The organism is Pseudomonas phoenicis (assembly GCF_047302395.1).
Taxonomy (GTDB): domain Bacteria; phylum Pseudomonadota; class Gammaproteobacteria; order Pseudomonadales; family Pseudomonadaceae; genus Aquipseudomonas.
Genome location: NZ_CP154852.1, coordinates 1,567,728 through 1,587,521 on the forward strand (window position 1 = coordinate 1,567,728; position 19,794 = coordinate 1,587,521).

At 64.8% G+C, this 19,794-nt stretch carries 21 protein-coding genes; 16 read left to right on the forward strand and 5 right to left on the reverse strand.

What is annotated here, in order from left to right:
• Window position 1 precedes the first annotated feature (1 nt).
• Window positions 2-685 (reverse strand): RadC family protein, encoded by a 684-nt coding sequence (radC, locus tag AA0Z93_RS07100; RefSeq protein WP_413045771.1) that lies wholly within the window; start codon window positions 683-685, stop codon window positions 2-4.
• A 125-nt stretch (window positions 686-810) separates the two neighbouring features.
• On the opposite strand from radC, the gene coaBC reads away from it, so the two are divergent.
• From coaBC to AA0Z93_RS07135, 7 genes are all read left to right on the forward strand, one after another.
• Entirely contained in the window at window positions 811-2,019 is a 1,209-nt protein-coding gene (gene coaBC / locus AA0Z93_RS07105; RefSeq protein ID WP_413048330.1) for a bifunctional phosphopantothenoylcysteine decarboxylase/phosphopantothenate--cysteine ligase CoaBC, read from the forward strand.
• A gap of 5 nt (window positions 2,020-2,024) precedes the next feature.
• Complete coding sequence (gene dut, locus AA0Z93_RS07110; protein ID WP_413045770.1) at window positions 2,025-2,480, forward strand: dUTP diphosphatase; 456 nt, start codon at window positions 2,025-2,027, stop codon at window positions 2,478-2,480.
• Between the two features lie 99 nt (window positions 2,481-2,579).
• A complete protein-coding gene (locus tag AA0Z93_RS07115) occupies window positions 2,580-3,968 on the forward strand; it encodes a phosphomannomutase/phosphoglucomutase (RefSeq protein WP_413045769.1) in 1,389 nt (462 codons plus the stop codon).
• A 29-nt stretch (window positions 3,969-3,997) separates the two neighbouring features.
• A complete protein-coding gene (gene argB / locus AA0Z93_RS07120; RefSeq protein ID WP_296266894.1) occupies window positions 3,998-4,912 on the forward strand; it encodes an acetylglutamate kinase in 915 nt (304 codons plus the stop codon).
• Between the two features lie 85 nt (window positions 4,913-4,997).
• A complete protein-coding gene (locus tag AA0Z93_RS07125; RefSeq protein ID WP_413045768.1) occupies window positions 4,998-5,651 on the forward strand; it encodes a CsgG/HfaB family protein in 654 nt (217 codons plus the stop codon).
• Window positions 5,652-5,678: 27 nt separating this feature from the next.
• A complete protein-coding gene (locus AA0Z93_RS07130) occupies window positions 5,679-6,047 on the forward strand; it encodes a DUF4810 domain-containing protein (RefSeq protein WP_413045767.1) in 369 nt (122 codons plus the stop codon).
• Complete coding sequence (locus tag AA0Z93_RS07135; RefSeq protein ID WP_413045766.1) at window positions 6,044-6,703, forward strand: DUF799 domain-containing protein; 660 nt, start codon at window positions 6,044-6,046, stop codon at window positions 6,701-6,703. The genes AA0Z93_RS07130 and AA0Z93_RS07135 overlap by 4 nt, the downstream gene beginning before the upstream one ends.
• A 57-nt stretch (window positions 6,704-6,760) precedes the next feature.
• Here AA0Z93_RS07135 and pyrE read toward each other — a convergent pair whose 3' ends face one another.
• Complete coding sequence (gene pyrE, locus AA0Z93_RS07140; protein ID WP_296266902.1) at window positions 6,761-7,402, reverse strand: orotate phosphoribosyltransferase; 642 nt, start codon at window positions 7,400-7,402, stop codon at window positions 6,761-6,763.
• 79 nt (window positions 7,403-7,481) lie between these two features.
• Here pyrE and AA0Z93_RS07145 point away from each other — a divergent pair, with 79 nt between their 5' ends.
• Window positions 7,482-8,261: an exodeoxyribonuclease III gene (locus AA0Z93_RS07145; protein WP_296266903.1), complete on the forward strand. Its 780-nt coding sequence runs from the start codon at window positions 7,482-7,484 to the stop codon at window positions 8,259-8,261.
• 80 nt (window positions 8,262-8,341) lie between these two features.
• On the opposite strand, the gene rph is transcribed toward AA0Z93_RS07145, so the two are convergent.
• Window positions 8,342-9,064, reverse strand: coding sequence for a ribonuclease PH (gene rph / locus AA0Z93_RS07150; protein ID WP_296266905.1), 723 nt, complete (start codon window positions 9,062-9,064; stop codon window positions 8,342-8,344).
• 232 nt (window positions 9,065-9,296) lie between these two features.
• Here rph and AA0Z93_RS07155 point away from each other — a divergent pair, with 232 nt between their 5' ends.
• Together AA0Z93_RS07155 and gmk are read left to right on the forward strand one after the other, a co-directional pair.
• Window positions 9,297-10,160, forward strand: coding sequence for a YicC/YloC family endoribonuclease (locus tag AA0Z93_RS07155; RefSeq protein ID WP_413045765.1), 864 nt, complete (start codon window positions 9,297-9,299; stop codon window positions 10,158-10,160).
• 12 nt (window positions 10,161-10,172) lie between these two features.
• Entirely contained in the window at window positions 10,173-10,802 is a 630-nt protein-coding gene (gmk, locus tag AA0Z93_RS07160; protein WP_413045764.1) for a guanylate kinase, read from the forward strand.
• Window positions 10,803-10,833: 31 nt separating this feature from the next.
• On the opposite strand, the gene AA0Z93_RS07165 is transcribed toward gmk, so the two are convergent.
• The gene (locus tag AA0Z93_RS07165) at window positions 10,834-12,381 is read right to left on the reverse strand and encodes an APC family permease (RefSeq protein ID WP_413045763.1); all 1,548 of its coding nucleotides are present in this window, start codon (window positions 12,379-12,381) and stop codon (window positions 10,834-10,836) included.
• A gap of 519 nt (window positions 12,382-12,900) precedes the next feature.
• On the opposite strand from AA0Z93_RS07165, the gene AA0Z93_RS07170 reads away from it, so the two are divergent.
• The 5 genes from AA0Z93_RS07170 to AA0Z93_RS07190 all read left to right on the forward strand — a co-directional run bounded on the left by AA0Z93_RS07170 (window position 12,901) and on the right by AA0Z93_RS07190 (window position 17,522).
• On the forward strand, window positions 12,901-13,776 hold the full coding sequence (locus AA0Z93_RS07170) for a LysR family transcriptional regulator (protein WP_413045762.1): 876 nt from the start codon (window positions 12,901-12,903) through the stop codon (window positions 13,774-13,776).
• Window positions 13,777-13,917: 141 nt separating this feature from the next.
• Entirely contained in the window at window positions 13,918-14,181 is a 264-nt protein-coding gene (rpoZ, locus tag AA0Z93_RS07175; protein WP_101322874.1) for a DNA-directed RNA polymerase subunit omega, read from the forward strand.
• Window positions 14,182-14,224: 43 nt separating this feature from the next.
• Window positions 14,225-16,333, forward strand: a complete 2,109-nt coding sequence (gene spoT, locus AA0Z93_RS07180) for a bifunctional GTP diphosphokinase/guanosine-3',5'-bis pyrophosphate 3'-pyrophosphohydrolase (protein WP_413045761.1) — start codon at window positions 14,225-14,227, stop codon at window positions 16,331-16,333.
• A gap of 23 nt (window positions 16,334-16,356) precedes the next feature.
• Entirely contained in the window at window positions 16,357-16,737 is a 381-nt protein-coding gene (locus AA0Z93_RS07185; protein ID WP_296266918.1) for a RidA family protein, read from the forward strand.
• A gap of 56 nt (window positions 16,738-16,793) precedes the next feature.
• Window positions 16,794-17,522, forward strand: a complete 729-nt coding sequence (locus AA0Z93_RS07190; protein WP_413045760.1) for a hypothetical protein — start codon at window positions 16,794-16,796, stop codon at window positions 17,520-17,522.
• A 247-nt stretch (window positions 17,523-17,769) separates the two neighbouring features.
• On the opposite strand, the gene AA0Z93_RS07195 is transcribed toward AA0Z93_RS07190, so the two are convergent.
• Window positions 17,770-18,642: an NAD-dependent epimerase/dehydratase family protein gene (locus tag AA0Z93_RS07195; protein WP_413045759.1), complete on the reverse strand. Its 873-nt coding sequence runs from the start codon at window positions 18,640-18,642 to the stop codon at window positions 17,770-17,772.
• 186 nt (window positions 18,643-18,828) lie between these two features.
• Here AA0Z93_RS07195 and exbB point away from each other — a divergent pair, with 186 nt between their 5' ends.
• Entirely contained in the window at window positions 18,829-19,791 is a 963-nt protein-coding gene (exbB, locus tag AA0Z93_RS07200) for a tonB-system energizer ExbB (protein ID WP_413045758.1), read from the forward strand.
• Window positions 19,792-19,794 lie beyond the last annotated feature (3 nt).

The window sequence follows — 19,794 nt, forward strand, 5'->3', positions numbered from 1 at the left end:
TTCAGTCGGTCGAAAACCAGCCGTGCTCGACCATCGAGTACGGCTCTTCGTCGCCGACGATGATGTGGTCGAGCACGCGCACATCGATGACCCGCAACGCCGATTTCAACGCCAAGGTCAGACGCAGGTCGTCCTGGCTGGGCTCGGGCACGCCCGAAGGGTGGTTGTGACAGAGGATGACGGCCGCCGCATTGCGCGCCAGCGTGCGGCGGATCACATCGCGCGGGAACACGTTGGCGCGGTCGATGGTGCCTTGGAACAGCACGTCGAAACCCAATGGACGCAAGCGAATGTCGAAAAACAGACAGGCGAACACCTCGCTGGCCTCGTGCCGCATCATCGACTTCAGGTAGCGCCGGACCTGGCTCGGCGATTCCAACGCCGGCCCGCGCTCGATGGACTCGGCCAGGTGGCGTCGGCCGATTTCAAGCAAGGCCTGAAGCTGGGCGTAACGTGCCGGCCCCAGCCCCATCTCGCCGAGAAACGCCGCCCTGTCGGCTTCGAGTACCTGACGCAGGCCACCGAAGCGGGCGAGCAAGCCGCGCGCCAGATCGACCACGTTGCGGCCGGGCAACCCCGAACCGAGCAGCACCGCCAGCAGTTCGGCGTCCGACAGCGTATCGGCACCTTTTTTCAGCAGTTTTTCCCTCGGCCGCTCCGCCAACGGCCACTCCCTGATGTTCATCGTCGCTCCTTGTGTGCTAATGCGGCGTATTTGGGCGCTGTGTTAACCTATTTCGTCCCGTAAATGCGACGATCCGCCGCAGGCAGATTCGTCGCCGCATGCTTTCTCTGGAAAAAGGCCTTTCTATGCAGCGGCTGTATCGCAAGCGCATCGTGCTCGGCGTGGGAGGTGGCATTGCCGCCTACAAAAGCGCCGAGCTGATTCGCCGGCTCCTGGAACACGGTGCGCAGGTGCGCGTGGTCATGACCCGCGGCGGTGCCGAGTTCATCACCCCGCTCACGCTGCAGGCGCTGTCGGGCCACCCGGTGCACCTGGACCTGCTCGACCCTGCTGCCGAAGCTGCGATGGGCCACATCGAACTGGCCAAATGGGCGGACCTGGTACTCATCGCGCCCGCCACCGCCGACCTGATGGCGCGCCTGGCCCAGGGCATGGCCAACGACCTGCTGACCACCCTGGTGCTGGCCACCGATGCCACCGTGGCGGTTGCGCCAGCGATGAACCAGGCCATGTGGCGCGATCCGGCCACCCAGGCCAACCTGGCGCTGCTGCAACAACGCGGCCTCCAGGTGTTCGGCCCGGCGTCGGGCAGCCAGGCCTGTGGCGATGTCGGACTCGGGCGCATGCTCGAGGCCACCGACCTGGCCTGGTGCGCGGCAGAAAGCTTCAAGCGCCAGTCGTTGACCGGCAAGCATGTGTTGATCACGGCAGGCCCTACCCAGGAAAACATCGATCCGGTGCGCTACATCACCAATCATAGTTCCGGGAAGATGGGCTTCGCCTTGGCCGAAGCCGCCGCCGAAGCCGGGGCCAGGGTGACCCTCGTCACCGGCCCCGTGCACCTGCCGACGCCCGACCGCGTCACGCGCATCGACGTGGTGAGCGCGCGCGACATGCTCGCGGCCTGCGAAACGGCCATGCCGTGCGACCTGCTGATCGCCTCCGCTGCAGTCGCGGACTACCGCCCTGAAGTCATCGCCCCGCAGAAGCTCAAGAAAGATCCCACAACCGGTGACGGCATGCTGCTGCAGATGGTGCGCAATCCGGATATCCTCGCCACCCTGGCCGGTCGTAGCGACCGCCCCTTCAGCGTAGGCTTCGCGGCCGAAACCGAACATTTGCTCGACTACGCCACGCGCAAGCTCAAGGACAAGAACCTCGACCTGATCGTCGCCAACGACGTGGCCAATCCCAGCATTGGCTTCAACAGCGAGGAAAACGCCTTGACCGTGATCGACCGCCAGCAGCAAACCCTCTTCGCGCAGACCAGCAAGGGCAAGATCGCCCGGCAACTGGTCGGCTTCATCGCCGAACGACTCAATCAGGTTCAATAAGCTCCATGCACGCTCTCCAAGCCAAGATCCTCGACCCCCGCCTGGGCACCGACTTCCCGCTGCCGCAATATGCCACGCCCGGCTCCGCCGGCCTCGACCTGCGCGCCCTGCTGCAGCAGGACACCGTGCTCGAACCCGGCCAGACCCTGCTCATTCCCACGGGCCTTTCGATTTTCATCAGCGACCCGACCCTGGCCGCGCTGGTGTTGCCGCGTTCGGGCCTGGGCCACAAGCACGGCATCGTGCTGGGCAACCTGGTAGGCCTGATCGACTCGGATTATCAGGGCGAGCTGATGGTCTCGTGCTGGAACCGCGGCCATGCGCCCTTCACCCTCACCGTCGGCGAGCGCATCGCCCAGCTGGTACTGGTGCCGGTGGTGCAGGCGCAGTTCGAGATCGTCGAGGACTTCGCCGCCACCGAGCGCGGCGAAGGCGGCTTCGGCCACTCGGGCACCCGATAGCGCCACGCTTGGCCGACAAGGCGCCCGTGTTCGAACCGATCGACGACACTGGCGTCAAACGGCGCTCCGCGCCACGAGCGATTTGCCAGAGCACAGCCCATGAGCCCTATGCCTCCCACTCTGCCGGCCAGTATCTTCCGCGCCTACGACATCCGTGGCGTGGTCGGCCGCGACCTGCACCCCGATACTGCCTACTGGATCGGCCGCGCCATCGGCGCGCAGAGCCTGGCCCAAGGCGAGCCGCAGGTGGCGGTGGGCCGCGACGGGCGGCTGTCCGGGCCGCTGCTGGTCGAGCCGCTGATGCGTGGCCTGGCCGAAGCCGGTTGCCAAGTCAGCGACGTCGGCATGCTGCCTACGCCCGCGCTGTACTACGCAGGCCACGTGCTGCCCGGCCGCTCGGCGGTGATGCTCACCGGCAGCCACAACCCGCCCGACTACAACGGTTTCAAGATCGTCATCGCCGGCGACACCCTGGCCGACGAGCAGATCCAGGCGCTGCTGACGCGCGTGCAGACCAACGACCTGAGCCAGGGCGAGGGCCGGGTGCAGCGCGTCGACATCCTCGCGCGCTATCAGCAGCGCATCGTCGACGACGTGCGCCTGGCCCGGCCGCTCAAGGCCGTGATCGACTGCGGCAACGGCGTGGGCGGCGTCATCGCCCCGCAACTGCTGAGCGCGCTCGGCTGCGCAGTCACGCCGCTGTATTGCGAGGTCGACGGCACCTTCCCCAACCACCACCCCGACCCCGGCAAGCCCGAGAACCTCCAGGCGTTGATCGCCAAGGTCCGGGAAACCGGCGCCGACATCGGCCTTGCCTTCGACGGCGATGCCGACCGGGTGGGCGTGGTGACCAACCGCGGCACCGTCATCTATCCCGACCGCCTGCTGATGCTCTTCGCCCAGGACGTGCTGGCACGCCATGCGGGCGCCGGGGTGATCTTCGACGTCAAGTGCACCCGGCGCCTGCCTGCCCTGATCGAGGCCTGCGGCGGCCACGCGGTAATGTGGAAGACCGGGCATTCGTTGATGAAGAAGAAGCTGAAGGAAACCGGTGCCTTGCTGGCCGGCGAGATGAGCGGCCACTTGTTCATCCAGGAGCGTTGGTACGGTTTCGACGACGGCCTGTACGTCGCCGCGCGCCTGTTGGAGATCCTCAGCCACAGCGAGGTCGATGCCGAAACGCTGTTCGCAGCGTTTCCCGACGATGTTTCCACACCGGAAATCCACATCGATGTGACCGACGCGAGTAAATTCAGCATCATGGCTGCGCTGCAACGCGACGCCGATTGGGGCGAAGCACGCCTGACCACCCTCGACGGTGTGCGCGTGGACTACCCCCATGGCTGGGGCCTGGTGCGCGCCTCCAACACCACACCGGTGCTGGTGCTGCGTTTCGAGGCCGACGACCAAGCGCAGTTGCAACGCATCAAGCACATTTTCCGCACGCAGTTGCTGCGGGTCGCACCCGACCTGCAACTGCCATTCTGACCGACTCTCTGTCCTGCCTGGAGCCCCGCATGACCCTCGAACGCGATGCCGCTTCCCAAGTCGCCAAGGTATTGTCCGAAGCGCTGCCCTACATCCGCCGCTTCGTCGGCAAGACCCTGGTGATCAAGTACGGCGGCAACGCGATGGAGAGCGAAGAGCTCAAGACCGGCTTCGCCCGCGACATCGTGCTGATGAAGGCCGTGGGCATCAACCCGGTGGTGGTGCACGGCGGCGGTCCGCAGATCGGCGACCTGCTCAAGCGCCTGTCCATCGAGAGCCACTTCATCGACGGCATGCGCGTGACCGACGCCGCGACCATGGACGTGGTGGAAATGGTCCTCGGTGGCCAGGTCAACAAGAGCATCGTCAACCTGATCAACCGCCATGGCGGCAGCGCCATCGGCCTGACCGGCAAGGACGCCGAGCTGATCCGCGCCAAGAAACTCAAAGTCAGCCGCCAGACCCCGGAAATGACTTCGCCGGAAATCATCGACATCGGCCACGTCGGCGAGGTGGTCGGGGTCAACACCGAACTGCTGAACATGCTGGTGCGCGGCGACTTCATCCCGGTGATCGCGCCCATCGGCGTGGGCGCCGACGGCGAGTCGTACAACATCAACGCGGACCTAGTCGCCGGCAAGGTGGCCGAGGCGCTGCAAGCCGAGAAGCTGATGCTGCTGACCAACATCGCAGGCCTGATGGACAAGCAAGGCAAAGTGCTCACCGGCCTGACCACCGAGCAGGTCAACGAGCTGATCGCCGACGGCACCATCTACGGCGGCATGCTGCCGAAAATCAAATGCGCCCTGGAAGCGGTGCAGGGCGGCGTGACCACCTCGCACATCGTCGATGGCCGCGTACCCAACGCCGTGCTGCTGGAAATCTTCACCGACAGCGGGGTCGGCACCCTGATCACCAACAAGCAGCAGGCGCCGAACGCCTGATCGCTCAACGCCCCGGGTCCGCCCGGGGCTCGCACTTCGCAAACCCTGGAGAAACAGCGTGAAATACGCATCACATGGACTCGTGATGGCAGCCGCCATCGCTATCGGGTCGTTGGCTGGCTGCGCCACCGAAACCTCTACCGCCGTCGCCGTACAGCAGGTCGAAAGCGTCAACCGTCCCTACAGCGGCGTGCGTGCGCCCATCGCCGTGGGCAAGTTCGACAACCGTTCCAGCTACATGCGTGGCATCTTCTCCGACGGCGTCGACCGCCTCGGCGGCCAGGCCAAGACCATCCTCATCACCCATTTGCAGCAGACCAACCGCTTCAGCGTGCTGGATCGCGACAACATGAGCGAAATCCAGCAGGAAGCGTCGATCAAGGGCCAGGCCCAGCGCCTGCGCGGCGCCGACTACGTGGTGACCGGCGATGTCACCGAGTTCGGCCGCAAGGAAGTCGGCGACCACCAGCTGTTCGGCATCCTGGGCCGCGGCAAGACTCAGATCGCCTACGCCAAAGTGGCCCTGAACATCGTCAACATCAGCACTTCGGAAGTGGTGTATTCCACGCAAGGCGCAGGCGAGTACGCCCTGTCGAACCGCGAGATCGTCGGCTTCGGCGGCACCGCGAGCTACGACTCCACGCTCAATGGCAAGGTGCTCGACCTGGCCATGCGCGAGGCGGTCAACAAATTGGTCACGGCCGTGGACAACGGTCAATGGAACCCCCGCGCCCAGTAAGCGGCGCTGCGACAAGGAAGCCTTTCGATGAACATCGCCCCCGTGGCCTGGCGCAATGGCGCCGGCCTCGTGCTGGCCAGCCTGCTGCTGGCCGGCTGCAACGCACCCAAACCGCTGTACCAGTGGGAAAGCTACCAACCGCAGGTCTATCAGTACTTCAACGGCCAGTCCAAGGAAGAACAGGCCCTGGCGCTGGAGCGCGACCTGGAGAAGATCAAGGCCAAGAACGGCGCCGTGCCGCCGGGCTATCACGCACAATTGGGCCTGCTGTATTCGGGGCTGGGCAAGGACGATCAGATGGTTCAGCAGTTCGTGACGGAAAAGGCGCTGTTTCCTGAGTCGGCGGCCTACATGGACTTTCTGCTGAGCAACGCCCGCCAAGGAGCCAAGCCATGATCGAGCGATTCGCCGGTTGGATCGCAGGGATCTGCGTGCTGGCCTTGTTCGCCGGTTGCGCCGAGCGCCAGAGCGTGGACTATTCGGCCTACAAACAGAGCCGTCCCAAGTCGATCCTGGTCCTGCCACCGCTGAACCAGTCGCCTGACGTCAAAGCCACCTACAGCATGCTGTCGCAGGTCACCTATCCGCTGGCAGAGGCCGGTTATTACGTCATGCCGGTGGCCCTGGTGGCCGAGACCTTCAACCAGAACGGCATGACCCAGCCCGATGACATCCATCAGTTGCAGCCCCGCAAGCTGCACGAAATCTTCGGTGCGGATGCCGGTCTGTACGTGACGGTGAGCGACTACGGTACGAGCTACATGGTGATCAGCAGCGCCACCACCGTGACGGCGAGCGCCAAGCTGGTCGACCTGAAGACCGGATCGACCTTGTGGACCGGCAGCGCGACGGCTTCAAGCGCGGAAAACCAGCAGAACCAGGGGGGCTTGATCGGCATGCTGATCATGGCGGCGGTCAACCAGATCGTCAGCAGCGCCCAGGACGACGCCGGTTATCCGATCGCCGGCATCACCAGCGCACGCCTGCTCTCGCCCCACCCCAACGGCGGCATCCTCTACGGGCCACGCTCGCCGAAGTACGGCACGGACTGACGTGGCATGAGGCAATGAAAAAGGCGACCCGTAGGTCGCCTTTTTCATTGCCCGGACTCAGATGCCGTAACGCGCGCGGTAGGCTTCCACCGCCGGCAGATGCTGCTTGAGCTGCGGATCGTCGGCCAGGAATTCCAGCACCTGGGTCAGCGAAACGATGCTGACCACTGGGATGGCGAAGTCCCGCTCGACTTCCTGAATCGCCGACAGCTCGCCGTTACCGCGCTCTTCGCGGTTCAGGGCGATGAGGACTCCAGCCGGCTTGGCGTTCTGCGCCGAAATGATCTGCATCACTTCGCGAATGGCGGTGCCGGCGGTGATCACGTCGTCGATGATCAGCACGTCACCGGCCAGCGGCGCGCCGACCAGGCTGCCGCCCTCGCCGTGGTCCTTGGCTTCCTTGCGGTTGAAGCACCAGGGCACGTCGAGCTGATGCTGCTCGGCCAGCGCCACGGCCGTGGCCGCCGCCAGGGGGATGCCTTTGTAGGCGGGGCCGAACAGCACGTCGAAGGGGATCTTGCTGTCGACGATGGCGGCGGCGTAGCAGCGACCCAGTTGCGCCAGGGCGGAGCCGCTGTTGAAGAGGCCGGCATTGAAGAAATAAGGGCTGGTACGCCCCGATTTCAACGTGAACTCACCGAAGCGCAGAACACCGCGATCGATGGCAAAACGAATGAAGTCCCGCTGATACGGTTGCATGTAAGTCCCGAATATTACGGATTTAGCTAAATGGGTTGAGCTCGGGTATCATACACGCACGAGATTTATGGGGCCATTTATGCGGATCATCAGTGTGAACGTCAATGGCATTCAGGCGGCGGCCGAGCGCGGTTTGCTCAGCTGGCTTCAAGCCCAGAATGCCGACGTCATCTGCCTGCAAGACACCCGCGCCTCGGCCTGTGAACTCGACGACCCAGCTTTCCAGCTCGATGGCTATTTCCTTTATGCCTGCGACGCGGAGGTGCCTGCCCAAGGGGGTGTGGCGCTCTACTCGCGGATGCAGCCCAAGGCAGTCATCACCGGCCTGGGTTTCGAGGCAGCCGACCGTTACGGGCGTTACCTGCAAGCGGATTTCGACAAAGTCAGTATTGCCAGCCTGCTCTTGCCTTCGGGCATGAACGGCGACGCGGACTTGAACCAGAAGTTCAAGTTGATGGACGACTTCGGCAAGTACCTGGATAAGCAACGGCGCAAGCGCCGCGAATATATCTATTGCGGCTCGTTGTATGTGGCGCAGCAGAAGTTGGATATCAAGAACTGGCGCGACAGCCAACAGTCACCCGGTTTCCTGCCACCCGAGCGCGCCTGGATCGATTCAATCGTGGGCGACATGGGCTATGTGGATGCGCTGCGCGAAGTCAGCCGCGAAGGCGACCAGTACAGCTGGTGGCCGGACAACGAGCAGGCCGAGATGCTCAACCTGGGCTACCGGTTCGACTACCAGTTGCTCACGCCGGGCCTGCGCCGCTTCGTACGCAGCGCACGCCTGCCGCGCCAGCCACGCTTCTCGCAGCATGCGCCACTGATCGTGGACTACGACTGGACGCTGACCATCTAGGCCTTTCGCACAGCGCCCAAGGCCGCTCCAGATACGAAAAAGCCGACAGCGATGTCGGCTTTTTCGTGTCTGCCAAGGGCTCAGTCGGCCAGTGCGGCCGTCTGCAGTTCGAAGATCTCGTTCATACCCTTCTGCGCCAGGGCCAACATGGCATTGAAGTCTTCTGGCTGGAACGGCGCGCCTTCGGCGGTGCCCTGGACTTCGATGAAGCCGCCGGCACTGGTCATGACCACGTTCAGGTCGGTCTCGGCGGCGGAGTCTTCGAGGTAGTCGAGGTCCAGCACCGCTTCGCCTTTGTACATGCCCACGGAAACGGCCGCGATCATGTGCTTGAGCGGGTCGCCGCCCTTGAGCCCGCCGCGCTTCTTGATCACGCGCAGGGCATCGACCAGGGCCACCATGGCGCCGGTGATCGACGCGGTGCGGGTGCCGCCATCGGCCTGGATCACGTCGCAGTCGACGTACAGGGTGATGTCGCCGAGCTTGCTCATGTCCAGCGCCGCGCGCAGCGAACGCCCGATCAGGCGCTGGATTTCCAGGGTGCGGCCGCCCTGCTTGCCACGGCTGGCTTCGCGCTGGTTACGCTCGCCGGTGGAGCGCGGCAGCATGCCGTATTCGGCGGTCAACCAGCCTTGGCCCTGGCCCTTGAGGAAACGCGGAACGCCGTTTTCGACGCTGACGGTGCAGATCACCTTGGTGTCGCCGAACTCGACCAGCACCGACCCTTCGGCGTGCTTGGTGTAGTGGCGGGTGACGCGGATCGAGCGGAGTTGGTCGGCGGCGCGACCACTTGGACGTTTCATCTGGAGTTCCTGTACCGGGATTCGAATCTGCCGAGCATTATAGGGATGCGCGCCCGATGGCGACATGCCTATCGTCGCGGCGCGCTACCCCACCCCTCGCCAGCGCCCCACTCGACTGGCCGTCGCGGCGCCCCAAGGGCCGCTTGGGCGCCACTGCCGCACTGCGCTACAATCCCGCGCCTTGCAGCCCGAACGCTTTCCTCTTTCCCTACCCTTCGCGAGGTCGTTTCCCATGGTGCACAGCATGACCGCTTTTGCTCGCGTCGAGCGCGCCGGCAGCCAAGGCACCCTGGCCTGGGAGCTGCGCTCGGTCAACCACCGCTACCTCGAACCCCACCTGCGCCTGCCCGAAGCCCTGCGCGACCTCGAAGGCGCGGTGCGCGAAGGCCTGCGCCAAAGCCTGTCGCGCGGCAAGGTGGAATGCACCCTGCGCCTGGCCGAAGAAACCGCCGGCAAGCCGCTGCAGGTCGATCGCGAGCGCGCCGCGCAGCTGGTCGCCGCCGCCGAAACGGTGGCCGGCCTGATCCGGCAGCCGGCCCCGCTCAACCCCCTGGAAGTCTTGGCTTGGCCTGGCGTGCTGGTGGCCGACGCCAGCGATCCGCAAGCGCTCAATGCCGAGGCTTTGGGCCTGTTCGACGAAGCGCTCGAGGAGCTGCTCGCAGGCCGTGTGCGCGAAGGCCGGGAACTGGCCCGCCTGATCGGCGAGCGGCTCGACGCCATGGGCCAAGAGGTCGCCACCCTGCGCACCCTGGTGCCACAGATGCTGGCCGCCCAACGGCAAAAGGTGCTCGACCGCTTCCACGACATGCAGGCCGAGCTCGACCCGCAGCGCCTGGAACAGGAGATGGTCCTGCTGGCGCAGAAAAGCGATGTCGCCGAAGAGCTCGACCGCCTCGAAACCCACATCACCGAAGTGCGCCGCGTGCTCAAGTCCGCCGGCGCGGCCGGTCGGCGCCTGGATTTCCTGATGCAGGAGCTCAACCGCGAAGCCAACACCCTCGGCTCCAAGGCCTTCGACCCGCGCAGCACGCAAGCGGCCGTCAACCTCAAGGTGCTGATCGAACAGATGCGTGAACAAGTACAGAACATCGAGTAAGGCCATCCCACGATGAACCACAGCAGCGGCACTCTCTACATCGTTTCCGCCCCCTCCGGGGCCGGCAAGACCAGCCTGGTTTCGGCGCTCACCGCGCCTGGCAGCGGCGACGCGAACATTCGCGTCTCGGTCTCGCACACCACCCGTGCCATGCGCCCGGGCGAGCAGCACGGGGTGAACTACCACTTCGTCGACCAGCCACGTTTCCGCTCGATGATCGAGCAAGGCGATTTCCTCGAGCATGCCGAAGTGTTCGGCAACTTCTACGGCACCTCGCTCAGCGCCCTGCAGCAGACCCTGGACGAAGGCTTCGACCTGATCCTGGAAATCGACTGGCAGGGCGCGCAACAGGTGCGCAAGCTGATGCCCGAGGCGCTGTCGATCTTCATCCTGCCGCCGAGCAAAGAGGCGCTGCGTCAGCGTCTGGACGGCCGCGGCCAGGACAGCGAAGCGATCATCGCCGGGCGCATGAGCGAAGCGGTCAGCGAGATGCGTCATTACGACGAATTCGACTACGTGATCGTCAACGACGACTTCCAGACTGCTCTGGAGCAGCTCAAGGCGGTGTTCCTGGCCAATCGCGTACGCCTGCGCAAACAGCAGCAGCGCCACCGGGCGCTGCTCGAACAACTGGTCAGCTGATGGACACGAGGGGCTCGCCAGAGCCCCTCGTTCATTCCGGCAGGTGCAGCGTCGCCTGCTGGCGCAAGGTGGCGCCGAGGAAGTAGGCCGGCGCCCGCAGCCGCGATAGCACCATCAACACGATTCCCAGCAGCGAGATGATCGCCGCGATCACGAACACCAACCCCAGGCCGCCCACGTGCGAACCGCTGCCGAAGTCCGGCGAAGCGCTGTCGATGGCCGTGCGCACGAAGATCACCGAGAGGATGGCGCCGCCCAGCAGCGGGCAGAGGCCGCGCATCACGAAGTGCCGTACACTGCTGAACAGGCTGCGGCGGAAGTACCAGACGCAGGCGAAGGCCGTCAGCGAGTAATAGAAGCAGATCATCATGCCCAGCGCGGTGATGGTGTCGGCCAGCACGTTCTCGCTCAGGCTGCGCATGGTGACGTAGAACACCGCCGCCGCGACGCCGGCGCAGATGGTGGCGTAGCGTGGCGTCTGCGAGCGTGGGCAGACCTTGGCGAAACGCCGTGGCACCGCGCCGTAGTAACCCATCGCCAGCAATGTGCGCGCAGGCGACACGAAGGTCGACTGCAACGACGCGGCGGTACTGGCCAGCACCGCCACCGACATCATGATCGCCAGCGGCCCCATGACCGGCCCGGCCAAGTGGGCGAAGACGTTCTCCTGAATGCGCGGATTGCCCAGGCCCAGGCCGACCTCGCTGATGCCGGCGAACTGCAGGGTGGCGATGCCCGTCAGCAGGTACAGGCAGAGGATCAGCAGCACCGTCCAGGTGGCTGCCTTACCGGGCACTTCCTCGCTGCCGACGGACTCTTCGCTGACCGTCAGGCAGACGTCCCAGCCCCAGAAAATGAAGATCGACAGCGACAACCCAGCGGCGAAGGACGAGAAGTTCTCGACGCCGAACGGGTTGAACCACGACAGCTCGAACGCCAGCGGTGGCGGCGCCGTGGTTTCACCGAAGGCGGCGAAGGCGAAACCGATCAGCACCAGCAGCTGCAGGGCCACCAGCCCGTACTGCACGGTCATGGTGGTACCCATGCCGCGGCAACAGATCCACACCGCCAGGGCGATGAAGGCGCAACAGGTACCGATGTTGATCAGCAGATTGTCCGCCAGCGCGGCCAGGCTTTGCTCGCCGGTGATCTGGGCGAGGAACAGGTAGAAGAAGTCCACCGCCACACCGGCGAGGTTCGACAACACGATGGTGGTCGCCACCACCAGGCCCCAGCCGCCGATCCAGCCGATCATCGGCCCGAAGGCACGCGCCGACCAGGTGAAGGAGGTGCCGCTGTCGGGCTCGGCGGCGTTGAGTTCGCGGTAGCCCAGGGCGACCAGCAGCATCGGCAGAAAGCCGACGATGAACACCGCGGGCAAATGCGCGCCGACCTCGCGCACGGTCGGCCCGAGCGCGCCGGTCAGGGTGTAGACCGGCGCGATGGTGGAAATGCCCAGCACCACACTGGCCAGCAGGCCCAGGCTGCCTTTGGCCAGCCCTTTGCCAGACGAGGCAGTGGCGCCGCCGGCTTGCCCGGACGCAGCCGGAGGACGATCGGCGTGTGTGTAGTCGCTCATGAGTCCCTGCCATTGCTATGGGTAGTGTTTTCACAGGCCCTGCATGCAGGCGTGCGCTCGGGTATCGGGAGTTGCTGGCTCGACGCTGGCACGGTCATCGACCGGCTTCAGCGCGCGGCGCGGCGTGGGGCTTGCGCAGCGTCGCAGTGCGGCGCGCAGGCATGGCCCACACCGGGGGCGTCATTGTAATGATGCAGCTCGGCCTGTGAAGGCGAGTCGATGAAAAGAGCGTAGGGATAGGTGATGCGGCCAACGCATGGCGCGCAGCGATTGAGGCGAACAGGGTCGTAGACAAGGGATACCACCGTCATGGCCGTACGGCCTCCGATTCGCAGCCGTGTCGCGGAATACGCCGAGCGGCACATGCGACAAGGGGGAGGACGCGGGGTGTTGTTATTGTTCAGTGCCCGTCGAGGGGCGTGGGCCCGTGGCCCGCCGATTGATTCCCGGATGCGGTTTCACTATAAAATGGCCCCCGCGCAACAGACACTGGCATTTAGGCAAGCAGAGCGTGCATCCATGCAATATCAAATCACCCATGCCGACCTCTCGCTGGTCCTGGCCCTGGAGCGTGGACGCTCGCTGGCCAAGGCGGCGGAGTTGCTCAAGGTCGATGTCTCGACGGTGTTTCGCTCCATAAGGCGACTGGAGTCATCGCTGGGCACCGCACTGTTCGTCAAGAGCCGCAAAGGCTATCTGCCCACTGACACGGCGCAGGCCTTGGCCGAGCAGGCCGAACGCGCGGAAGTGGCGCTACAGGCGGCACGCATCGCCCTGACCAGCGGCGAACAGGTGGTCAGCGGCACGGTACGCCTGACCTGCACCGAGGCGGTGCTGCACGGGCTGCTGCTGCCGGCACTGGCCAGCTTCATGCCCAACTACCCGGCGCTGTCGCTGGAACTGGGCACCTCCAACACCTTCGCCAACCTCAGCCGGCGCGACGCCGACATCGCCCTGCGCCTGACCAACGCGCCGCCGGAGCATCTGGTCGGGCGCTGCCTGGGCTCGACCTCGTATGTGCTGTGCGGTCGTCCGGAGCTGCGCGAACCCTTGGCGCAGGGCGTGCACCACGTGCCATGGATCACCCCGGACGACTCGATGCCCGATCACCCCACGGTGGCCTGGCGCAACCAGCAGCATCCCAGCCTGATCCCGCGCTACCAGTGCAGCGGCATGTCCACCGTGGCGCAACTGGTCAGCAGCGGCATGGGCGTCGCGGCGCTGGCCGATTTCACCGTGCCGACCCTGCCGGGCATCGAAGCCCTGAGCGGGCCGCTGCCGGGTTGCGATACCCAGCTGTGGCTGCTGACCCGCCCCGATTGCCGGGCCTTGCGCTCGGTGCAGACGCTGTTCGAAGAGCTGACCCCACGGCTGCGCGAGGCCTTGCAACGTTAGACGGATGCCCCGATGTTCATCGCACGCCGGCGGAGACCGCCCTGCAAAACAGCGCTTCCCTATTGGCTGGTGATTTTTTAAACTACCCAGTCCGCCCGCCCAACCTGGGCACGCCCACCGTATTTGCTACCGAGGAACACCATGGCCCGCGTAACCGTAGAAGATTGTCTTGAACACGTGGATAACCGCTTTGAGCTGGTCATGCTGTCGACCAAGCGCGCTCGCCAGCTGGCCACCGGTGGCAAAGAGCCTCGCGTGGCGTGGGAAAACGACAAGCCTACCGTCGTTGCCCTGCGCGAAATCGCCGAAGGCATCATCACCAACGAATTCCTGGCCGCTGAAGAAATCGTCACCGAAGACCCGGTATTCGCCGCCTTCGAAGACGAGTCCAACGAGGCCGTCTGATTGAAGCCAGGTCGACGCCGAATGCTGTGCCAGAGGTGAACCCATGCCGAGCATAGACGCCCTCGCCGATCGGCTGTCGAACTACCTTGGGCCCGAACAGGTCAACCTGGTCCGGCGTGCCTATTTCTACGCCGAACAGGCCCATGACGGCCAACGCCGTCGCAGCGGCGAGCCCTACGTGACCCACCCCCTCGCGGTGGCGAACATCCTCGCCGAAATGCACATGGACCATCAGAGCCTGATGGCCGCCATGCTGCACGATGTCATCGAAGACACCGGCATCGCCAAGGAAGCCCTCAGCCAGCAATTCGGCGAAACCGTCGCCGAGCTGGTCGATGGGGTCAGCAAGCTGACCCAGATGAACTTCGAGACCAAGGCCGAAGCCCAGGCCGAGAACTTCCAGAAGATGGCCATGGCCATGGCGCGCGACATCCGCGTGATCCTGGTCAAGCTGGCCGACCGCCTGCACAACATGCGCACGCTGGAAGTGCTGTCGGGCGAGAAACGCCGCCGCATCGCCAAGGAGACCCTGGAAATCTACGCGCCCATCGCCAACCGGCTGGGCATGCACACTGTGCGCGTGGAATTCGAAGACCTCGGCTTCAAGGCCATGCACCCGATGCGCTCCTCGCTGATCAACCGCGCGGTCAAGAGCGCGCGGGGCAATCGCAAGGAAATCGTCGCCAAGATCGAGCACTCGCTGGCCAACTGCCTGGCCGAAGACGGCATCGAAGGCGAGGTCAGCGGCCGGCAGAAGCACCTCTACGGCATCTACAAGAAGATGCGCGGCAAGCGCCGCGCCTTCACCGAGATCATGGACGTCTATGCCTTCCGCATCGTCGTCGACAAGGTGGACACCTGCTATCGCGTGCTGGGCGCCGTGCACAACCTGTACAAGCCGTTGCCGGGGCGCTTCAAGGACTACATCGCGATTCCCAAGGCCAATGGCTACCAGTCGCTGCACACCACGCTGTTCGGCATGCACGGCGTGCCCATCGAAATCCAGATCCGCACCCGCGAAATGGAAGAGATGGCCAACAACGGCATCGCCGCCCATTGGTTGTACAAGTCCAATGGCGACGAGCCGGCCAAGGGCAACCATGCCAGGGCGCGGCAGTGGGTCAAGGGCATCCTCGAACTGCAGCAACGCGCCGGCAACTCCCTGGAGTTCATCGAGAGCGTCAAGATCGACCTGTTCCCGGACGAGGTCTACGTCTTCACGCCCAAAGGCCGGATCATGGAGCTGCCCAAAGGCTCCACGGCGGTGGATTTCGCCTATGCGGTGCACACCGATGTGGGCAACAGCTGCATCGCCTGCCGCATCAACCGCCGTCTGGCGCCACTGTCCGAACCGCTGCAAAGCGGCTCCACGGTCGAGATCGTCAGTGCTCCAGGCGCCCGGCCCAATCCGGCCTGGCTCAACTTCGTGGTCACCGGCAAAGCGCGCACGCACATCCGCCATGCCCTCAAGCAACAGCGCCGCTCCGAGTCGATCAACCTCGGCGAGCGCTTGCTGAACAAGGTCCTGACCGGCTTCGACAGCAGCCTGGACCAGATCGCCCCCGAGCGCGTCCAGCCGATCCTCGACGAGTACCGTCTGGAGCTGCTCGAAGACCTGCTCGAAGACATCGGTCTGGGCAATCGCATGGCCTACGTGGTCGCGCGGCGTCTGCTGTCCACCGAAGGCGAACCGCTGCCGGCCCCGGAAGGACCACTGGCCATTCGCGGCACCGAGGGCCTGGTGCTCAGCTACGCCAGGTGCTGCACGCCGATTCCGGGCGATCCGATCGTCGGCCACCTGTCGGCAGGCAAGGGCATGGTCGTGCACTTGGAAGACTGCGGCAACATCAGCGAAATCCGCCACAACCCGGAGAAATGCCTGCAGCTTTCCTGGGCCAAGGACGTCACCGGCGAATTCAACGTCGAACTGCGCGTGGAGCTCGAACACCAGCGCGGCCTGATCGCCTTGCTGGCCAGTAGCGTCAACGCCGCCGACGGCAACATCGAAAAAATCAGCATGGACGAGCGCGACGGTCGCATCAGCGTGGTCCAACTGGTGGTCAGCGTGCACGACCGCGTGCACCTGGCCCGCGTGATCAAGAAGCTGCGTACCCTGACCGGTGTGGTGCGTATCACCCGCATGCGTGCGTAGTCCGTCAACCGCAAGGAGTCATCATGACCAAGACTGTCATCACCAGCGACAAGGCCCCGGCCGCCATCGGCACCTACTCCCAGGCGATCAAGGCCGGTAACACCGTGTACATGTCGGGCCAGATTCCGCTCGATCCCAAGACCATGGAGCTGGTCGAGGGCTTCGAAGCCCAGACCGTGCAAGTGTTCGAGAACCTCAAGTCGGTGGCCGAAGCCGCCGGCGGCTCGTTCAAGGACATCGTCAAGCTGAACATCTTCCTCACCGACCTCAGCCACTTCGCCACCGTCAACGAAGTGATGGGCCGCTACTTCCAGCAGCCCTACCCTGCCCGCGCCGCGATCGGCGTGGCCGCCCTGCCCAAAGGCGCGCAGGTCGAGATGGACGCCATCCTCGTCATCGAGTGATGCCCCCGCTGACGGGCCGCAGCGTCCGTCACACCCTCTGCAATAAGGTCCCTACCATGAAACATGCCCTGTCCCTCGCACTGGCAGCCCTGGTTCTGAGCGGCTGCGCCAGCCACAAACCCGAAGATTTCAAAGGCACCTGGATCAACCAGCACGCCATCGATGTCGCCAGCAAAGGCACCAGCCTGCGCAAGGCCCTGTCCGAAAACGGCCCGGTGCTGGAATGGCGGATCGATGTCGACCAGCAGAAAGCGTCGCTGAGCAACGGTTTCGAAGCCGCCGACGGCCACCTGGTGGCGGACAAGAACGACTGGCAGGTCACCTTCGACGCCGGCCAACGCGAATCACTGAGCATGGACGGCCAGGAGCTGGTCCAGGCGCCCGGCAAACTGGGCGGCAAGCAGGTCTTCGAACGTAGCAGCGCACCGTCCAACACGCCGCTGGGCGGCGCGTTCGAGAAAGCCCTGTACCAGGGCTACCTGGGCGGCAACTGGAAGATCGTCGAGGGCCCTGGGCAAGGTAACTACGCTCAGTTCCGCGACGACGGCATGGTCACCGGCCTGCCGGGCCCCGACCGCTACGCGCTGTGCCTGGCCGGCGACTGCGCGACCATGAGCGGCGAAAACGACAGCCTGTGGCTGGAGCGCGAACAGCGCGGCTCGCCGTGGATCTTCAAGCGTGACGGCAAGACCCTGGAAATCTTCCAGGCTGTGAACCGCGCGCAGCCCAACGAAATGCCGCAACTGGCGGCAGGCGAACGTCGCTGGGTGCTGGAAAAGCAATAACGTCGAGATGCGCGCCGAGCTTGGCCAGGTGAAAGCCTGGCCAAGCTCTGATGCCACTCAGTTGAGCAGAAGTCGTGTCACCTGGGGCTGCTGCGCAACTCATCGCGGCTAAACCGGTGCGCCGGCCGGCCGCTACGACATGATTTGTGATAGCGGCTTTAGCCGCAACGGGCTCCTACAGAATTTGTAGGAGCGGCTTTAGCCGCGATGGGCTGCGCAGCAGCCCCAATGGCTTAGCTGACGAGTATCAGGCCAGGTCCTGCCCTTCATTGCCTCGCAGAATCGCCGCATAGCCTTCTTTATAGCTGGAATACTGCGGCGCCCAACCCAAAGCACGGGCGCGGACGTTGCTGCAACGCTTGCTGCCGGAACGCCTGACGCGCTGCTCGTCGGACCAGTGCGTCACCTCCAAATACTCGCGCAGCCACGCGACCACCTCGGCCAGCGGCGCCGGCGCGTCGTCGACGCCCAGGTAGTGCTCGTCCAATGCCACACCTTTGGCGTCCTGCTCCAGCAAAAAGGCCAGCAGACCCGCAGCATCGTCGGCATGGATGCGGTTGCCGTACAGCGGCGGCTCCTGCGCCACCTGGTAGCCCTGGCGCACCTGATTGAGCAGCCATTGTCGGCCTGGACCATAGATGCCGGTCAGGCGTACCACGCTGGCCGGGATGCCGCTGTCCAGCGCCAGCCGCTCGGCTTCGAGCATCAAGCGTCCCGAATAGCCGTCGGGTTCGGTGGCAGATGTTTCGTCGACCCATTCGCCATGCTGCTGGGCATACACGCTGCTGCTGGAAACGAACAGCAGGCGACGCGGGCGCTGGCCCTGGTCCGCCAACCAACCCAGGACCCGGCGCATGCCCTCGACATAGGCCGCCTGATAACCGGCCTCGTCGTGCTGGTTGGCCGACACGCAATAGATCAGGTAGTCGGGGCAACGCGCCGGCCACGCTGGAGGTATTTCAGGCTGCTCGAGGTCGCCGCGGATCGGCATGACGCCTTCCGGAAGCCGCTCGACGGAGCGCCGAAGCCCGCTCACCGCCCAGCCCTTGGCCAGCAGGCGACGCGCCAGGCGCCCACCTACATCGCCGCATCCTACAAGCATCGCGTAAAGCTCTGACATGGTGCCGCTCCAAAATCCAAAGGTTGAGCCTAGCCACACCTGAGGTTCCAGGTCCAACGATCCGACAAAAAAGAAACCTTATTACTTTTGTTAACAAGAATTAATTGCAATAATGGCGCCCTCTTTGTTCTCGGCCTTCCGCGAGGCCGTGGTGACGTCAATTCTTCTTCATCAGGTCCGGCCAGCATGAAACCTATCTCCCCTTCCGCTTCGCCAACCCCGTCGCGTGCCTGGCGCGCCATCGCCGCGCTGATGTTCAGCCTGGTCGTGGCACCCGCGGCACTGGCCGATGAACCTGCCGCGAACACCGCTCCGGCGGCCACCAGCGCCCCGGCCGCCGCCGCGCAAACGCCCGCCGCCGATGCGCCGGTCGCTCCGGCAGCAGGCGACACCGCCGCACCTGCCAGGGACGCCGACACCCAGGCTCTGGTCGAAGACACCAGTTTGGGCATGGCCCACGACTTGTCCCCATGGGGCATGTACAAGAACGCCGACATCGTGGTGAAGATCGTGATGATCGGTCTGGCCATCGCCTCGCTGATCACCTGGACCATCTGGATCGCCAAAGGCTTCGAGCTGATGGGTGCCAAGCGCCGCCTGCGCCGTGAAATCGCCGCGCTGAAGAAATCCGCCACCCTCAAGGAAGCCAGCGACGTTTCCAGCAAGGAAGGCACTCTGGCCCATACCCTGGTGCACGATGCCTTGGAGGAAATGCGCCTGTCGGCCAATACCCGCGAGAAGGAAGGCATCAAGGAGCGCGTGAGCTTCCGCCTCGAGCGCTTGGTCGCCGCCAGCGGCCGCAGCATGAGCAGCGGCACCGGCGTGCTGGCCACCATCGGTTCCACCGCGCCGTTCGTGGGCCTGTTCGGCACCGTGTGGGGCATCATGAACAGCTTCATCGGCATCGCCAAAACCCAGACCACCAACCTCGCCGTGGTCGCACCCGGCATCGCCGAAGCGCTGCTGGCCACCGCCCTGGGCCTGGTCGCCGCGATCCCGGCCGTGGTCATCTACAACGTCTTCGCCCGCTCCATCGCCGGCTACAAGGCGCAGGTGTCCGACGCTTCCGCGCAGGTGCTGCTGCTGGTCAGCCGCGACCTCGACCACCAGGGCGAGCGCACCGTCCCCCACATGGTGAAAATGGGGTAAGCC